A 19,441-nucleotide genomic window follows, 5' to 3' on the forward strand; every position below is an offset into this window, starting at 1 on the left:
ATTTGTTTAAAAGTTTATTATAGAGAAATCAAAAAGCTACATGTTACTATTTTAGCGTAATTATAGGAATTTAATCCTGTAACACCTCCATAGTTACTCATAGGGTTAAATCCTTTACGTTTAGACCATAAAAATAAATTCTCTCCAGATACCCCAATACGAATATTAGACACATCAAGTTTTTTTACCAAATCGCTTGGTAATGTATAGGTCAATGACACATTTTTGAGCATAAGTGCCGTTCTGGAAACTAAGAATCTATCTGCCGAATGTGAATCAAATTGCCCATAATGCCCAGAATCAAGTCGCGGAACGTCGGTAACCTGCCCCTCTTTTGTCCAAGCTTTTTTCATATCTACGTGTAAAGCATTACCTCCACTGAGGCTTCTTCCCATTAACGAAGCATATCCTCCATCGAACCCTTTACCTCCAATTTGATAAGAAAAGTGCATATTTAAACCAAATCCTTTCCAACTTAAGTTTGTAGAGATTCCTCCGTACAAGTCAGGAATAGCGGATCCAGCAAATTCTTTTTTGGCAATATCAGCATTTCTTGTGTATTTTGCTCTTTCTCCTGTTTTATCAATACCTTCGAAATTAGGACTGTTAGGATCTGCCTTATCAGGGTATCTTTCTGCATCAATAACATACATAGCGAACCCGTCATCAGGATTAACTCCTGCCCATTTTCTTAAATAATAATCATATATACTAGACCCTTCTAGATACTTATGATACCCACTTTCTATCCCTTCTTTTCTGTTATGTTCAGGAAGCTCAAGAACCTTATTTTTGAGTACAGTACCGTTTACGTTTATATTCCATCTGAAATTTCTGCTTTTAAAAATATGAAAAGTCAAATCGGCTTCAATTCCATAATTACGAATCTGACCAATGTTTTTGTCTATACTTCCAACTCCTGTAGAGGTAGGAAGCGGAAAAGAAAAAATCAAGTCTTTAGATCTCTTGTCAAACAATTCTAAGGAGGCTTCTAATCTATCAAAAAAACCAAACTCCAGAGCAATATCAGTACTTTGTTGTTTCTCCCAAACCAAATTCGGATTTGCATAATTACCTATGCGAAGTCCTAAATCTTCACCATTACGCACTATTGAATATGTAGTCTGATAGGCATAGTATGAGCTAACCGCATCATTCCCAGTTTGTCCTATAGAAGCTCTCAATTTCAGTCTATCAATCCATTTAACTTCTTTCAATAGTTGATTTTTCACGTGCCAACCTGCTCCAGCTGACCAAAAATCTCCCCAACGATGATCCGGATGAAAACGTGAGGTTCCGTCTCGTCTATACGATAATGAAAGGTTATATAAATCAGAATAGTTATAATTGATTCTTCCAAAATAACCTTCTTTGGTATATCTATCAGTTACTGATGTCAAAGAGGCGGGATCTTTATAGTTTGAAAGCTCATCCACACCAGGAAATACAACTCCTTTTTTTGAGGATGTATTGCTATATCGCTTATAATCAAAACTTTCATGTCCTAAAAGTACATTAAAATGATGCTTATTGAACATTTTGTCATACTCTAACGATTGAATAAAAGTAGTGGTACTATTTTTATAGTTGTAAATTTCAAACAAACCATCAGGTTGATCACCTAATACGTTATTGTATCGTTCGCGTGTTGTATATTGTAACAAATCGTGGGAATAGCTTGCTCTAAATTTCAATTCAGGAATAACCTTTATTTCTGCATAACTTCTTGAAACAAATGAATTATTGTCAGAAGCAAGCAAATCTAACTCTGATAAGAGGATAGGGTTAAAATTGGGTCTGAAAGGACGATCTTTACTATAATCAAAAACCTTATTGCCTTTATTGTCTATCATATAACTTCCGTCATCATTATGTCTATGGATAGGATAAATGGGTGCTATGGTTCTTATAAAGCTAAATGTATTACTAAGCTGTCCACCAGTGGCTGTAGGAGAATTACTTTTTCTATTGGTGTATGCTAAATTGGATCCTACAGAAAGCCATTTCCTTACATCATAATCTAAATTAAGTCTCCCTGAAATTCTTTGGTAGTCTGATTTTATTCGATATCCTTGTTCATCTATGTATCCTACAGACATATAGCTCTTAAGCTTATCTGTAGCGTAATTGACGCTCAAGTTATGTTCATTTCTTACTCCTGTTCTATATAAAGCTTTTTCCCAATCCAAATCATCATTCCATAAAAGCCCTGTGATTTCAGGATTTAATTTCCCATCAGCAAGTACCAAAGCTGGATAGCTATCTGTAGAAGTTGGTGTTGTAGTTAAATTCCACATATTGTTAGTACTATCATACTGATAGTATGACTTTATTCCTGCATAAGGTTGGTATCTAAAAGCATCAAGTACATCTTTATTAGCGGCAGCAGCGGCTTGTTCATCGGTATATTTACGTGAATATTTGTATTCATTAAACCATTGTTGCCAACGCAAAGGGTAATAATCCATCGCCCCTACTGTTTCATAATGCTCTTGACCTTCTTTAGAAAAACCTATGTTATTGGTATATGTAATAATAGGAGTATTTTTAGCTTTAGAAGAACCTTTTTTAGTTGTAATCAAAACGACACCATTACCCGCACTTGAACCATACAAAGATGTAGAAGCCGCATCTTTCAACACAGATATATTTTCAATGTCGTGACTAGGAATATCAGATATAGCCCCTCTATATATAGATCCGTCTAAAACGTATATAGGATCGCTTCCTGCGTTAATAGAACCGAACCCACGAATACGAATGTCGCTTGAGCTTCCAGGTTGCCCACTAGAGGTGGTTACCTGAACACCAGGTGCTATACCTGACAAGGCTGCTGTAAGGTTAGTGATTGGTCTTGTTTCTAATTGTTTAGCCGAAACCATAGCTTGTGATCCTACTAGGGACTGTTTCTTAGCAGTTCCATAAGCAACAATAACCACCTCTTCCAGTTCGTGAGCTTCTTCTTCCATGATTACGTCTATTTTGGTAGTAGATGCCGAAACTGGTCTATCAATAGGCTTCATTCCTAAAGCGACAAAATGAAGCACTTCTCCTGCCTTCGCTTTGATAGAATAGTTTCCATCAAAGTCGGTCGCTACGCCACGTGTGGTTCCTTTAATCGTAACTGTAACACCTAATAAAGGTTGACCAGACTCATCCTTTACCATACCCGTGATTGTTTTTTCTTGTGCAAACACAAATTGCAACGCGAAGAAAAACAATGACAGTGTCCAAATTAATTTTCCTCTCATTTTTTATCCTTATTTAAATTAGTTCGGCAAAGATTTATTTTTTTTTTAGTAAATACAAATTTTTTAATCTGTTGAAACCTTGCAAGTGAACTTATCTAAAAAAATAGATAAAAATGAAATAATAGTGAAAAATATTCAGATTTTTATTTAATTGTTTGTCATTTAATTAATATTATACGTAAAATAAAATTATTTCTGCTGATTTTGATTAAAAATATATTTTGCTGTAAAATAATCCAATGTGTTGTTTTTATAAAAATAAAACACTGATTATCAATATTTTATTTTTAAGTTCGTTTATTTTGTAATAATATCGAGTAAATATTGTTAAAAAACAATTTTAACTATATTTAAGACACGATTACACGAATCGGAATATGTTAAAAAGTACTATTTCCTTAAGTTTTTAATTAAGAAGTGTAGGCTCCTCTTGTAATCCTTCTTTGGTTACAACATATTCTTTATTGCCCATTACCCTTGTAAACTTTTTATTGAACCACACAACTGTTTTAGAATATCTATCAAATGTAATTTTCTTCTTTTCAGGAAGATATAACTTTATGCGTATTTCCTGTCCTCTGAAAAGTCCTCCTTTTTCAATTTTATAATGATTAGGTAACAAAATAGTGTCGTTTTTGATTTCCAACGGGTATAAAGTCTTATCAATATTGATTTTAGCTTTTGGAATGTTTCCTCCTCTGGTAGTTCTCATAACCTCCAAATAGGGCTGTTTATCAGTTACGTAAATTTCAATATTCTCGTTGTGATACATAAACATACTCCCGTCATGATCTACATAGTTTGAGGAAAAAACATCATCTAACAGCATAAACTGGCTACGAGCATTTTGCAGAACTAAGGTGTTGTCCGAATTTTGTAAACTATATTTTTGAGTGTCAAATGTATAGGCTTTAAAACTACGGATTGTGCTACCTGCAACAATGCTCATTCCAATAATTCCTACAAAAAACAGGATTACGTTTGTAACAATCCATTTCTTTGGAAATGTGGCTTTTTTAGAGGAGAATAGATTGATTAACAGTTTTATAGGGACGAATAATGCTACAAATGACAACATAGATATTGACACATAAAGCAATACTAATTCCCATTTTGTTTCAATCAAAAACGGTAGGTAGTCATATACCAGCATTGTCCCTCCCATCGTTCCTAAAAAGAATATGTTTATTCCGAAAAATGCTAAAGATAAACCAACAAATAGCACTAGCAAAATACTCAAAATAATCGCTGTAATGAAATAGAAAATCCCTTTAAAAAAACCTCTGACGATTCCCCAAAAACTAAAATTGTTGCTTTTTGGCACAAATTTAAACTCAGCTTTTTCTGAATTTTCGGAGGTTTCTGCGTCTGCTTTTAAAAAATTATTTTTAGGGTTATTCATTGATAACCATAACATTACATACAAAATAACACAAAATAAAGAAAATAAAGCTTCTTTAAATGGTAGACTTAATAAAACTAACAAAGCATAACCAATTCGCAACCACGTTACGTCCCAGTTGTAATATTCACTCATCCCTGCAAAAACTCCTAAAAATTTGCCTTTCTGTTTGTTTAATCGCATACGAATTTTGTCCGAATCATAGCTTTCTTTTGCGGATGAAAGCGTGTCAATGTTCACTTCTTTGCCTCGCATTGCCAATTTATCGGCTGTGGTTTTAGCAATCGGAATAATCGAAGCAAACAAGAGATAAACCGAAGTCCAAATCATTGCGTAAAATGGATATAAGTAGTACAGTTTTGGAATTACCAGCATTAACAAATATACACTTAAAAAGAGAATCCTCAGCCAAACAGCTTCCATGTCTAAATAATGCGACAATCCGGAGAAAACACCAGCCAAACGTTTGTTTTCTAAGTCACGGAAGAGTTTCTTATGTCTGAAAAAGTTAGGTATCTTATTCATTGCTCCTTTCAGATCGGATGTATTGTATTGATTTTTAGTATCTCTATCCATTTCTTCAAAACAATAGTCGTGTGATGCTTCCTCATCAATGTATTGCTCGGGTGTTCCCAAAACATCTATCAAATAGACGACATCTTGACTGACAATTACCTCTCTGCCTTTCATTTGAGTTTTTAGTAATTCCGCCATACGTTGTTCCACGTCGTATATAATTTCTTCAGTATCAGATGTGTTACCTAAAGATTTGCGTACGTCATTCAAATATTTTAAAAGCTGTTGATAGGCTCTATCTTCTATCAAAAAAGCAAATCCGCCTAAACTAATATTGTGTGTTTTGTCCATAACTTAAATAATTTTGTTTACCATTGTTTGTAATTCGTGCCACGTTTTGACGATTTCTTGGAGAAAGATTTTCCCATTATCGGTCAGTTCGTAATACTTTCGGGGAGGTCCCGAAGTCGATTCTTTCCAATTGTAGTCCAATAGTTTTTCATTTTTCAGTCGCGTTAAAAGTGGATATAACGTACCTTCAACTACAATCATATCAGCTGCTTTAAGGTTTTCAATAATGTCTGAAACATACGCTTCATTCTGCTTGCTGATGATGGAAAGAATACACATCTCCAAAATGCCTTTACGCATTTGAGTTTTTGTTTTTTCTGTGTTTACTTCCATAAGAAATTTAAAGATTTAAAAATTAAAAATTCGAAGATTAAAGGTTTTTGCTTGTGTTTTACTCCTTGTAAATAATACTATTTATGCTTTTTTCTGCTTTATCATTACATGTTTTCATTTTTTAGTACTTTGTTGTGGCAAATATATAACAAAAAATAATACTATGCAATACATAGTACTAAAATATTTACTTTTAATGGAGAGGCTGACCTATGTGCTAAACCAAAGAGTGAAATACCTTATTTTAGAATGTAGCTTTTCGCCTCCGTATGATGATTATTTTTTTTGAGAATAAAGCACATTTTTGCAACGAATTTCATAAAACGAGGTTGCTAATTCGTAATTGATTTCGTATCTTTGCATTAATTTTTAATATATTAAAGATGCAAGCAGATAAATCATTGCGTGTTTACGATAGCCTACTTGATTTGATAGGCGATACTCCTCTTGTAAGACTTCATAAAATAACCAAAGACCTCAAAGGACAATTTTTTGCTAAAATTGAAGCTTTTAATGCCGGGCAATCATCTAAGGATCGTATTGCTGCCTATATCATCGACCAAGCCGAAAAAAATGGATTGCTCAAAGCTGGTAGCACTATCGTGGAGACCAGTTCAGGAAATACAGGGTTTAGTCTTTCAATGATAGGTGCAATAAAAGGATATCGTTGTATTATCGCTATCAGTGATAAATCATCTATGGATAAGGTTGAAATGCTTGAGGCTTTGGGTGCAGAGGTACACCTATGTCCGTCCAATGTAGCTCCTGATGATCCACGTTCCTACTATCAAGTGGCTAAACAAATCCATGAGAATACACCTAATTCCGTTTATATAAATCAGTATTTCAATGAGTTAAACATACAAGCACATTACCATTCCACAGGACGGGAAATCTGGGAACAAACACAGGGTAGGGTGACCCACGTGGTAGTTTGTAGTGGTACAGGAGGTACAATATCAGGTATTGGACGCTACCTGAAAGAACAAAATCCGAATGTAAAAATATTAGGAGTAGATGCGTATGGTTCTGCCATCAAAAAATATCATGAAACACGTGAATTTGACCCCGCTGAAATATATCCATACAAAATTGAAGGTTTGGGTAAAAACCTCATTCCAACCGCAACCGATTTTGATGTTATTGATGAATTTGTCAAAGTAACTGACAAAGAAAGTGCTTTGATGGCTCGTGAGATGGCTCGAAGTGAAGGTCTTTTCATGGGATACACTTGTGGAGCGGCTATGCAGGCGGTGAAACAATATGCCGAAATGGGTAAATTTGATGAAAATAGTGTGATAGTGGTACTATTTCCAGATCATGGATCTCGTTATATGAGCAAGATTTACAATAACGAATGGATGAAACAACAAGGATTTCTGTGAAGTGAATGAATTACAGCATTGCTATTAGTACTTTTCGAGTACATATTTTACCATAAAAACAAGGATTGCGGATTTTGTGATTCCATAAAACAAAAATAATTTAGACATATGCCTTTCACAGCACAAGAACGAAAAGAACTTACCGCAATCAAAGGAATAGGAGATACTTTTGTAAACCGTTTGGAGCAAATGGGATTTGATTCAGTAGACAAACTTGCAGAAGCATCGGTCGATTTTATTCTGTTAGCAGGTTCACAAATTACCAAAAGTAGTTGCTATAAAAACAGTCCTCAAGCACGTAAAGCCGCTGAAGAGGCAATCTATTGGGCAGAAGAAAAGATGAAACCCCTGTAGGAACAAAAATTTTTAAGAGTGTAAAATAAACATTTTCTGCCAGGAAGATACAACAAAATTACATTAAAATATAACTATAAGATGAAGGATTTATTTGAGAGAATTAAAGACAATAAAGGAAATATTGGGCGTTGGGCTTCTCACGCCGAGGGGTACTACGTATTCCCAAAATTAGAGGGTGAACTGGGTCCAAGAATGAAATTTCAGGGTAAAGAAATCCTGAATTGGAGTATTAATGATTATTTAGGTTTGGCGAATCATCCTGAAATTCGTAAGATAGATGCTGAGGCAGCGGCCGAATATGGAGCTGCGTATCCAATGGGAGCGAGAATGATGAGTGGACATACTTCGATGCACGAGGAGTTAGAGCGTCAATTAGCAGAATTCACACAGAAAGAAGCTGCTTATTTACTCAATTTTGGGTATCAAGGTATGGTTTCTATTATTGATGCTCTTGTAACTAAAAATGACGTAATCGTGTACGATGTTGATTCTCATGGATGTATTATAGATGGAGTGCGATTGCATTTTGGAAAGCGATTTACCTACAAACACAACGATGAACAAAGTTTCTTGAAAAACATTGAACGAGCAAAGAAAATTGCGGACACTACAGGAGGGGGTATTTTAGTTATCACCGAAGGTGTATTTGGAATGCGCGGGCAACAAGGAATTTTGAAAGAAATTTTGGCTCACAAAGAAAAATATGGTTTCCGGATTTTAGTAGATGATGCTCACGGATTTGGAACACTCGGAAAAACGGGAGCTGGAGCTGGTGAGGAACAAGGCGTTCAAGATAAAATTGATTTATATTTCTCGACTTTTGCTAAGTCAATGGCTGGAATTGGAGCATTTGTATCTGGAGATCAACAGATTATCGATTATTTGAAGTACAACCTACGTTCACAGATGTTTGCCAAAGCCTTGCCGATGATTTTCGTGAAGGGGTCATTAAAACGCTTAGAGATGCTACGAACCATGCCTGAGTTAAAGCAAAAACTTTGGGAAAATGTGAATGCATTACAAAATGGTTTGAAAGCTAGAGGATTCAATATTGGAGATACGAATACTTGTGTCACACCCGTATTCCTAGAGGGCAGTATCCCAGAGGCAATGGCAATGGTCAATGATTTGCGTGAAAACTACCGTATTTTCCTTTCCATTGTGGTATATCCAGTGATTCCGAAAGGAATGATTTTGTTACGTATGATTCCAACCGCATCACATACCATGAAGGATATTGAAGAAACATTAGAAGCTTTTTCGGCTATTCGTGAAAAATTGCAAAGCGGTCAATATCGTAAACAAAATGCAGAACTAGCCGAACAAATGGGACATATGTAATTTCTTCCGATAGTAAACTTTTACTACATATAATTCATTTCTCGGATTTTGAGTTGTCAATATTCTCAAAAATTCACGAGAGTATTTATTTATACAGCGAACTGTTTAATACGAATTTCTATATGGGACGAATTTAGTTCGTCCCAACATTTTTAAATGCTTGTAATCATTCCTACATATAACGAAATTGAAAATATTGAAGCTATCATTAAGGCAGTTTTTGACCAATCGGAAAAATTTCATATTCTGATTGTAGATGATAATTCTCCTGACGGAACGAGTCAAAAGGTTCGTGAACTTCAACAAATATTCTCAGAAAGACTCTTTTTGGAGGTTAGAACAGAGAAAAAAGGCCTAGGAACAGCCTATATTCATGGATTCAAATGGGCTTTGAGGCGTAATTATGACTATATTTTTGAAATGGATGCTGATTTTTCACATAATCCCGCCGATTTATTGCGATTATATACAGAATGTACCCAAAATGGGAGTGATGTTGCTATAGGCTCACGCTATGTGAAGGGAGTCAATGTGGTGAATTGGCCTCTTTCGAGGATTTTGTTATCTTACGGGGCATCCTTATATGTGAAAATTATCACTGGAATGAAAATTCATGACCCAACTGCAGGGTTTGTTTGCTATTCCCGAAAGGTAATAGAATCTATTGACTTGGATGGAATCGAATTTGTAGGCTATGCATTTCAAATTGAAATGAAATATAAAACTTACATTAAAAAATTTAAAATTTCTGAAGTTCCGATTATTTTTACTGATCGTGTGAGAGGAAAATCTAAAATGAATGGAAATATTATCAAGGAAGCTATTTGGGGAGTTATAGCTATGAAATTACGAAATATTTTCTAACTTTGCAGAGAGACTAAAATTATTGAAGTGATAATAGCGTTTATTCGAAATAGAATCAGGAGTTTATACTATGTTTTTGTAGGCATGTGGCGATTAATCCGTAAGGAATCTCCCATAATTGTGCATGTTACTATTACGCTGTTTCTTACTTTTTTAGGGTTTTATGTAGGCATTACACCTTCCGAATGGATTGTACAAATCATCGGTTGCGGTTTGGTGCTAACGGTTGAGAGTCTAAATACAGCTATTGAGGAAATTTGTAACTTCATTCATCCTGATTACCATAAAAAAATAGGTGATATTAAGGACATTGCAGCGGGAGCAGTGGGTTTTATGGTTGGTTCAGTAACTATCGTTTTGGCAATTATTTACTTTCCTTATTTCTTCTAAAAAAACATTAGAATACTCTATAAAGTATTCTATATCAGCAAAACACCCAGTGCATTTACTACAAACTATTCTTAAAATTCGGCAAAAATCTGAAAAATAAAGGTTTGTCTTAAAAGTTTATTTCGGTAATACAAAGATTTTTGAACTTATAAATTACTTTGTAGAACAGCAATTTTCTGTGAGATTCATCCCGTCTTTCATAGGATTAGGAACTTTAAACCTATCTACGCTTTGGAAATCATATTCTTCTTATGCTATATAAACTAGGTAAGATGCCATTTCTTTTATCGAAACTATATTTTTTATACACTTTTAACTTCTCTCACAGCTGTTTAAGTTATTAAAAATAGTTAATTTTTATATTTTATTCCATATTCATTTTGTAATTACACTTAACACATACAAACTTAATAAACTAAATATCAACATATTAATTAAACAAAAAAAATGAGATGATATTTTTAATTACTTTTTAAAATAATTAGATATATCACAATATAAGATGAACAAAAATTGATATTTATCATTTTATTAAATAAAAAAATAAACATTCATCAATAAAATACCTTTTTCACAGATTTAATTCACTATTTAGCTCTTTTTTTATGAATTTTTATTGTCAAATTTGTTTTTTACATAAAAAAAATAAACCTTTGCATCACTAACGTAAAAGAAATATAGATATGAAGCAAAAATTAATTTGGACGATGTCGTTGTTTTTCTTCGCTTTGCAATTCACATTTGCACAAGAAAAAACAATTACCGGTACAGTAAAGGATGAGTCAGGTCACCCTTTGTTAGGAGTAACTGTTACAGTGAAAGGTACCACTAAAGGAGTCGCAACTGATTTTGATGGGAATTATTCAATCAAAGCGAAAGTAGGAGATATTCTTCATTTCATTGGGTTGGGATTAAGATCAGTAGATAAATCAGTTCAAGCATCAACAACTAAAATTGATGTTGTGATGGAAGAAGAAGTAGAGCAATTGGAAGAGGTAGTGGTTACGGCTATGGGAGTTTCACGTGACGAAAAATCGTTAGGGTATGCCACACAAAAAGTTGATGGAGACCAACTTTCCAAAGCAGGACAACAAAATGCTATTAGTGCTTTGTCAGGAAACGTCGCGGGAGTGCAAGTTACGGCTTCTTCATCTATGGGAGGTTCAACGCGTATTACCATTCGTGGAATTGGTTCAGTGACTGGAGATAACCGTCCGCTTATTGTTGTAGATGGAATTCCGATGAACAACAGCAACTACAACTCTTCAAGTTTGGGAGGACGTGATTATGGTGATGCTTCGGCAGATATTAATCCTGATGATATTGAGTCAGTTACCGTGCTTAAAGGAGGTCCTGCCACAGCTCTTTACGGAAGCCGTGGTGGTAACGGGGTAATCGTTTATACCACAAAATCAGGTAAAAAAGGAAAGACCTCTGTAGATGTAAAATCAGGAATTACTTTTGAATCGACGTATATTGCTCCAATCTTACAAAACAGATATGGAGGGGGTTCATCTGATAAATTTCAAACGGTAAATATCAACGGTAAAGACTATAATGTTGCAGAATATTCAACGGATGAGAGCTGGGGGCCTAAATTTGATAATCAACCTTATTTGCCTTGGTATGCGTTTGATAAAGAAGCATTTCCAAATGATTATTTAAAAGAAGTGCCTTGGAAAGCCTCTGAAAATGATGTAGATTCGTTTTTCCGTACAGGGGTAACTACTTCTAATTCAGTGTCAATTACGCGATCTATCCAAGCAACGAATTTACGTTTATCGGCAAGTACTGCCAAAACCGAAGGTATTGTTCCTAATTCGCATTTGAAAAAATCGACTTTATCGTTTAATTTCGGTTCTAAATTAAGTGAGAAATTTAAAGTAGATGGAGGTTTGAATTATGTTTTTACTAACGGATTTAACCGTCAGGATCAAGGGTATAACGATAACTCAGTAGCCCAAAAATTTTACCAATGGGGACAACGCCAATTGGATATGAAAAAGTTACGCGATTACAAAAATCCGATAACAGGTGAACAACGTTCTTGGAACAGAGTTGCTTGGGATGATCCTACACCTTTGTATTCCGACAACCCGTATTGGATTGCCTACGAAAATACAGCTGAGGACAAACGTCATCGTTTCTTCGGTAATGTGGGAGTAACTTATAATATTACTGATAAATTATATGCTGTGGGGAATGTATATGGCGATGTGTATTCGTTTGCTATTAAAGAACATGTAGCCATAGGCTCACAAGCACAATCGTATTTCACAAGTATAAACCGAAATTCATCGGATTTTAACTATGAGGCTCGTTTGCATTTTGACCCGAAAATAGGTAACAATTTTAGTATAAATTCATTCGTAGGAGTGTCTCGCCGAGAGGCTCGTTACAATTATGTACACGGAACAACTGTTGGAGGTTTGGTAAAACCCAATTTTTACAATTTAGCTAATAGTACTGCGATCCCCAGAGGGAGCAATTATGAAAGTTGGAGAAGGACTAACAGTGTTTACGGAATGGTTTCATTAGGCTTTAAAGAGATGTTATTTGTGGAAGCAACAGGGAGAAATGACTGGTTCTCAACGGTTTCAAAACCTGTCTTTTATCCATCAGTAACTGGATCGTTCGTGTTCTCTTCGGTAGCGAAAGCGGATTGGTTATCGTTCGGTAAAGTACGTTTAGGGTGGGCTCAAGTGGGTAATGACACAGGGCCTTATCGATTAGAAACTCATCCTGTAGTGAGTGATTCGTTTTTGGGGGCATCTCGTTATGCCAATCCAACTACAGAGAACACTCCAAATTTATTACCAGAACTTAAAACGACACAAGAGGTTGGTTTAGAGCTTAAATTGTTTAGAAATAGAGTAGGGCTTGACATAACGTATTACGATACCAAAATCAAAGATTTGATTTTACCTTTGACTACAGATCCTTCAACAGGATATGCGTATAAATATCTCAACGCAGGGTCAATGCAAAATCAAGGTATTGAGGTAAGTTTGAGTGCTACTCCTGTAAAAACAGATGATTTTTCATGGGACGTAACTTGGAATTTTGCTAAAAACAACAACAAATTGTTAGAGTTGCACCCACAAATGAAAGTGTACCAGTTAGCGAGCTTCTTTAGTAGTACAATACTAAACGCTGTGGAAGGAGAAACTTACGGGCAATTGTACACCACTAACTACAAATTCCATGAAGGTACAGGGCAGCCTATTGTTGGAAGCAATGGACTTTACGTGAAAGGTAATGTGGAATCATTAGGTTCTATAATTCCAGATTACAACATGGGGCTTAACAACACATTCCGTTACAAAAACTTTGACCTTTCTGTGTTATTTGATTTTCAAAAAGGAGGAAAGTATTTCTCAACCAACCATATGTTCGGGATGTACTCAGGGATGTTGAAAGAAACTGCTGAAGGCGACATTCGTGAAGCAGGAGTCGTGTTAAGCGGAGTAACTGCTGATGGGCAACCAAACACAACGAAAGCTGATGTGGCAGCTTGGGGAGCAAGCCACTATACAGGGGTTCGAGCTCAGAGTGTTTTTGATGCAACCTATTTGAAATTGAGAAACATATCACTTTCATATACGGTAGATTTGCCAAAAAACAAACATATTAAGGAACTTGTTCTATCAGCCTATGGTAGAAACTTATGGACAACAGGGCTTGATTACAAAGGTTTTGACCCCGAGCAGGCTTCTTATGGAAGTGGAAACGTACAAGGAATTGATACTGGTTCGTTGCCATCAACAAGAACTTATGGTATGAGCGTTCAAATTAAATTATAAGAGTAAGACATGAAAAAAATATATACATTATTAGTAGGGGGGTTGGTTGCACTAACAAGTTGCAACAAGGATTTTGAGGAAATCAATACAAACCCTAACAGCCCCGATGCCTTTATTTCGTATGCTGTATTTAATGGAGCAAACAAATCATTGATGGATGGTACGCGTGGTGCTTTTACCTCTGGACGTGTGGCATTGCAATGGGTACAGTATTCCGCACAAAGAAACTATACGGAAGAAGACAGATACCAATATCGCCCAACTTCTGGTGATAACTTATGGTCGGGATATTATTTGGCAGCAAAAAATTACAAAACACTCATTGAGCTAAATACTTCCGAAGAAACTAAGCTATACGCATCAAATTTTGGCGAAAATGAAAATCAGGTTGCGGCAGCCCGCATTATGTTGGCTTACGTATTTAGTAATTTAGTTGATACTTTCGGAGATGTACCATACTATTCTTACGGAAATAGCGACCCTGAATTTCAGGCTTTAAATATAGATGAAACATTTACGCCTGTATATGTTTCTCAACAAAAAATCTATACAGACATTCTTAAAGAATTGAAAGAAGCCGTTGCGATGACTGTTGGGAGTGATAACAGTAGAGTATTTACAAAGGGAGACGCTTTGTTTGGTTCTGTAGGTAAAATGAAACGCTTTGCTAATTCATTGCGTTTGCGTATTGCTAACCGAGTGAAGAATGTACCAGCCTTATCGACGATTGCTCAAACACATATCACAGAGGCGATTGCTGGTGGTGTTATGCAGTCTAACGATGATACAGTAGGACTAACGTACGAAAACAATGAAGTAGCTCCATCTCCTATGTACACAGCTTTCTTTGTCGATGCACGAAATGATTTTTCTGTATCAAGTTCCTTTGTTGAGCTTCTAAAAGGAGAAAGAGGTTCGTATGGAGTTGATCCGCGTTTACAAAAATATGCAGCACCTCGTACTGCCAGAATTTCTCAAGTAAAGGCTCAAAGTTATGCAGAGAGTGATGATTTAGCGGATTATGTAGGTATGCCTTATGGTATTGCTAACTCCTACACAGCTTCACAAAGAGGTTTTGGAGTATCATCTTTTAGTTATAATGTATTAAAACCTGACTACACAGAAGTTTTAATGGAATATGCTGAGGTATGTTTCTTGCTTTCAGAAAATAATGGTTGGGACGATGCTTGGTACAAAAAAGGTGTAGAGGCTTCTATGGAGCGTTGGGGCGTTGATGGTGCAAAATCTGCTACATTTGTAGCTGGATTAACTCCTGCGAATGAAGAAAATGTAATTACACAAAAATATATCGCTTTGTATATGCAACCCTATGAGGCTTGGAGTGAATATCGTAGAACAGGATTTCCTAATACGCTTAATAAAGTTGGGCAAACGTATGATTTGGTAGCTCCAATTAGACGGCAAGACAAACCAGATATTACTAATTATGTATTTAATTCATTGGTTCAAGGAGTAACCGATTTGCCTGCACGTTTGCTTTATTCGGCTCGATATAGCCAATTGAATAAAGAAAATTATATGAAGGCTCTTCAAAATATGGGAATGAGCGAAGACTCAATGACACATAAATTGATTTGGGCGAAGTAGACAATTACTCTATAATTCGAAACAAGGCTACTCTTCGGAGTGGTCTTGTTTTTTTATTGCCGTTAGTAGTATCCTCTGTTCCAAAGGAATCTATTCATTCTGAGGGATTTTTTAAAAATTATTTGTATCTTCGCACTTTTCAAATAGATAATACACAAAAATCAAGATGTTTACGAATAACGATTTTAAAAAATACGACCTAATTGTCGGGTGGTTTACGTTTGCTATCGCATTGATAGTCTATGGATTAACTGTTGAACCTACGGTGAGTTTTTGGGATTGTGGGGAGTATATTTCCACTGCTGCGAAATTACAAGTGGGACATCCGCCAGGAGCTCCTTTTTTCCAAATGATGGGAGCTTTCTTTGCTTTTTTTGCTCCTGAAGCAGAAAATGTAGCTTTGTTTGTAAACTACGTGTCCGTCTTTTCAAGTGCATTTACCATATTGTTTTTATATTTTATTATCACTAACCTCACTAGGAAAATTGTTACTAAGAACGGAGAAGCTATATCCACAGCTCAGGGAATTGCAATTTTAGGAAGTGGTTTTGTTGGAGCATTGGCCTATACTTTTTCTGACAGTTTTTGGTACAATGCTGTTGAGGCTGAAGTGTATGCTATGGCGATGCTTTTTATGGCAGCTATGTTTTGGTTAGGGATCAAATGGACAGATAACCTGCATAGTGAACGTGGTGATAAATGGCTGATTTTGATTTCATTTGTGATTGGCTTGTCTTTTGGAGTACATTTCATGGCTTTACTTACCATTCCTGCTATCGGGATGTTATATTTCTTTAATAGTAACTTTAAAAAAACGTTCAAAAACTTCGTGATTGCCAATGTGGTTTCAATTGCTGTTTTGTTGTTAATTTTCAAATTAATACTTCCTTACACCTTGGCTTATTTTGGATATTTAGAAGTATTTTTTGTCAACTCATTTGGTCTGCCTTTTAACTCCGGAACAATCATCGCAGGATTGTCGATAGCTTTAGCATTTTTCTTAGTACTACGCTATACTTATAAACACAAAAAGGTGTATTTGCAAACCATTACGTTATGTATTTTGTTTGTGTTGATTGGATTTTCATCGTGGTTAATGATCCCGATTCGTGCCAATGCGGATGTGGTAATTAATGAAAATAGCCCTACCGATGCTCGTTTGTTATTAGCTTACTACAGATTGGAACAATATCCTAAAACCCACCTATTTTATGGGCCTATGTATTCTGACAAATACGCTGATTTGGATGAAGAAAATCCATATGAAGACGGACAACCAAAATATGAAAGAGATTACGTGAAAAATGAGTATGTGATTGTAAACGACTATAAAAACACCGTGCAATCCCCTAACTCTAAACACGTTGGGCTTCTGCCTCGTATGTGGCATCCATCACATGCCGACAACTACATGCAAATCACTAACTATTTAAAATTCAACATAAAACCTGAATATTTTTCGCATAAAGAATTATATCAAGCAGTGGATAAATTCAAAAAAGATGTGGAGAGAGGTAGAATCAGTACAGCAGAATATGACCGTTTTTTGACTCGTTTTCGAGAATATTTAGATATCGAAAAACCTAGCTTTACTGATAATATGTACTATATGTTGAGCTATCAAATGGGATATATGTACTGGCGTTACTTTATGTGGAATTTTGTTGGACGTCAGGATGATATCCAAGGTAAGCAAGATAACCATGGACGTTGGCTCAGTGGTATTAAATTCATCGATGAAATACGTTTAGGCTCACAGGATAACTTGCCTTCCGATGTGCTGAATAACAAAGCACGAAACACCTATTTTTTCCTACCATTAATTCTGGGACTTGTGGGACTATGGTTTATGTATACCCGTAGTGAGCGAAAAACATGGGTAATATTCGTATTATTTATGTTTACTGGATTAGCACTGAAGGTGTATCTTAACGAAAAACCTTTCGAACCGCGAGAGCGTGACTATGCGTTAGTAGGTTCCTTTTTCGCTTTCGCAATATGGATTGGAGTAGGTGTGTATGCTTTATTTGATATGATTAGAAGACATGTAAACCCTAAATTATCAGCACCTTTGGTAATAGTTCTAACCTTCTTATCGGTACCAACATTGATGGCGTACCAAAATTGGGACGACCATGATCGCTCTGGAAAATACTCAGCACAAGCAATGGCTCATGCTTATTTAGATTCAATCCAAGAAGATGTAGGAGCAATGATTTTTACCATTGGAGATAATGACACTTTCTTGTTGTGGTATGCACAAGAAATAGAAGGTTATCGCACCGATGTTCGTACCATCAACACTAGTCTCTTACAAACGGACTGGTACATAGACCAGATGAAACGCAAGGCTTACGAAAGTGATGCTATTCCATCTCAATTAGTTCACAGTCAGTATGCTCACGGAATAAACGAGGTTGTACACCACATTCCACGAACTGAAAATATTTGGAACATTAAGGATTTTATGAATTGGATAACGAGTGAAGACCCTAAAACCAAGCAAGAACTTACCAATGGAAGAACAATAAAATATTACCCAACAAATAAAATTCGTATTCCTGTTAACAAAGAAAATGTTCTGAAAAGCGGTTTAGTAAAACCTGAAGATGCGGATTTAATTGTAGATTATATTGATCTCACTTTACCTCCATATTTGGATAAAGCTCGCTTGGTAAAATTGGATATTTTAGCAAATAACGATTGGAAACGTCCAATTTATTTCACAGGTGGAAGTTCTGAAGATCAGGAATATATATGGTTGAAGGATTATTTGCAATTAGATGGGTTTGTGTACAAACTAGTGCCAATAAAAACAGCAATCGATAAAGAAAATCCGTACGATATCGGTCGTATTGACACTGAATTGATGTATGACATTGTCATGAAATGGAAATGGGGTAATATGGGAAGTTCAGAAATATATCATGATATTGAAACTCGCCGAAATAGTAATGTTTTCCGTGGACATTTAGCACGTTTGATTGAAAAACTAATTGAACAAGATAAAATCGAAAAAGCGAAAAATGTACTGGATTTAGTTATGAAAAACCTACCTATGGAATATTATGACAATTATTTTTATTTAAATCCTTATATAACAAATTATTACAAAGTAGGTGAAGCTGAAAAAGGGCGTACATTAGCAGAAAAAGTAGTGAAAAAATATCAAGAAGAATTGACTTACTATTTAAATCTGTCCGCCAATGAATTGTATGAAAATTATGCAAATGTCGACAGAACAATTCGTTTGTATATGATTCTTCTAGTTGAGATGGAGGAAGTTGACCCTACGTTCTACAAAGAGCAACAAGCCTTACTTCGTCAACTGATAGCTCCGCTTCTCAGCGAAGAAGAGTTGGAAGAATATGATCATATTCAAATGGAAATTCCTGAAGAACAGCAAGTAACTGAACAAAAAGAAACTGAAGGGGAACGATAAGCTACCTAAGTCTTTCTAAAGGGTATCGGACTACCTTTTTATTTGTGGTTTCCTAAATCGACACGTTAAGTGAAACTAATAACATATTGTACATCAGTTAATACCCTATATCTACCACAAGCAATCCCGAAACTCGGTAAAAGAACCTGAAAATCAGTTTTTAATATCGGCAATGTGGTGAATTAAGACTAAAAAACAGCCTAATTTTTGTCCATTATACCAATTTTTGTGATTTATTGCATTTAAGATATACTTTTATTTCGCGTACCTTTGCTCCAAAGTTAAATGTTTATACTTCATTGTCTTATGTGGTTATTTGACAAAGAAATAACATTTTTTTGAAGAGAGAAAGTTTTTTTACTTTCTCTCTTTTTTCTTTGGGCTAGCCCAAAGAAAAA

At 35.5% G+C, this 19,441-nt stretch carries 11 protein-coding genes; 8 read left to right on the top strand and 3 right to left on the bottom strand.

Annotated elements, in window-relative coordinates; all coding sequences use genetic code 11:
* Positions 1 to 17: 17 nt before the first annotated feature.
* From CGC52_RS04535 to CGC52_RS04545, 3 genes are all read right to left on the bottom strand, one after another.
* Positions 18 to 3,251 (bottom strand): SusC/RagA family TonB-linked outer membrane protein, encoded by a 3,234-nt coding sequence (locus tag CGC52_RS04535; RefSeq protein WP_095893563.1) that lies wholly within the window; start codon positions 3,249 to 3,251, stop codon positions 18 to 20.
* Positions 3,252 to 3,657: 406 nt separating this feature from the next.
* The gene (locus tag CGC52_RS04540; protein ID WP_095893564.1) at positions 3,658 to 5,520 is read right to left on the bottom strand and encodes a PspC domain-containing protein; all 1,863 of its coding nucleotides are present in this window, start codon (positions 5,518 to 5,520) and stop codon (positions 3,658 to 3,660) included.
* A 3-nt stretch (positions 5,521 to 5,523) separates the two neighbouring features.
* Positions 5,524 to 5,853, bottom strand: coding sequence for a PadR family transcriptional regulator (locus tag CGC52_RS04545; protein WP_042007682.1), 330 nt, complete (start codon positions 5,851 to 5,853; stop codon positions 5,524 to 5,526).
* A 383-nt stretch (positions 5,854 to 6,236) separates the two neighbouring features.
* On the opposite strand from CGC52_RS04545, the gene CGC52_RS04550 reads away from it, so the two are divergent.
* The 8 genes from CGC52_RS04550 (at position 6,237) to CGC52_RS04585 (ending at position 19,043) form a co-directional block, all read left to right on the top strand.
* The gene (locus CGC52_RS04550; protein WP_095893565.1) at positions 6,237 to 7,238 is read left to right on the top strand and encodes a PLP-dependent cysteine synthase family protein; all 1,002 of its coding nucleotides are present in this window, start codon (positions 6,237 to 6,239) and stop codon (positions 7,236 to 7,238) included.
* A 108-nt stretch (positions 7,239 to 7,346) separates the two neighbouring features.
* Positions 7,347 to 7,592 (top strand): recombinase RecA, encoded by a 246-nt coding sequence (locus tag CGC52_RS04555; protein WP_095893566.1) that lies wholly within the window; start codon positions 7,347 to 7,349, stop codon positions 7,590 to 7,592.
* Positions 7,593 to 7,673: 81 nt separating this feature from the next.
* The gene (locus CGC52_RS04560) at positions 7,674 to 8,936 is read left to right on the top strand and encodes a pyridoxal phosphate-dependent aminotransferase family protein (protein WP_095893567.1); all 1,263 of its coding nucleotides are present in this window, start codon (positions 7,674 to 7,676) and stop codon (positions 8,934 to 8,936) included.
* Positions 8,937 to 9,092: 156 nt separating this feature from the next.
* Positions 9,093 to 9,800 (top strand): polyprenol monophosphomannose synthase, encoded by a 708-nt coding sequence (locus tag CGC52_RS04565; RefSeq protein WP_095893568.1) that lies wholly within the window; start codon positions 9,093 to 9,095, stop codon positions 9,798 to 9,800.
* A gap of 30 nt (positions 9,801 to 9,830) precedes the next feature.
* The gene (locus CGC52_RS04570) at positions 9,831 to 10,190 is read left to right on the top strand and encodes a diacylglycerol kinase (RefSeq protein WP_369800750.1); all 360 of its coding nucleotides are present in this window, start codon (positions 9,831 to 9,833) and stop codon (positions 10,188 to 10,190) included.
* A 683-nt stretch (positions 10,191 to 10,873) separates the two neighbouring features.
* Positions 10,874 to 13,993: a SusC/RagA family TonB-linked outer membrane protein gene (locus CGC52_RS04575; RefSeq protein WP_095893569.1), complete on the top strand. Its 3,120-nt coding sequence runs from the start codon at positions 10,874 to 10,876 to the stop codon at positions 13,991 to 13,993.
* A 9-nt stretch (positions 13,994 to 14,002) separates the two neighbouring features.
* The gene (locus CGC52_RS04580) at positions 14,003 to 15,601 is read left to right on the top strand and encodes a SusD/RagB family nutrient-binding outer membrane lipoprotein (protein WP_042005348.1); all 1,599 of its coding nucleotides are present in this window, start codon (positions 14,003 to 14,005) and stop codon (positions 15,599 to 15,601) included.
* A 166-nt stretch (positions 15,602 to 15,767) separates the two neighbouring features.
* Positions 15,768 to 19,043 (top strand): DUF2723 domain-containing protein, encoded by a 3,276-nt coding sequence (locus CGC52_RS04585; protein WP_095893570.1) that lies wholly within the window; start codon positions 15,768 to 15,770, stop codon positions 19,041 to 19,043.
* The last annotated feature ends 398 nt before the right edge of the window (positions 19,044 to 19,441 follow it).

It is taken from the genome of Capnocytophaga sp. H2931 (assembly GCF_002302535.1).
Lineage (GTDB): Bacteria > Bacteroidota > Bacteroidia > Flavobacteriales > Flavobacteriaceae > Capnocytophaga > Capnocytophaga canis.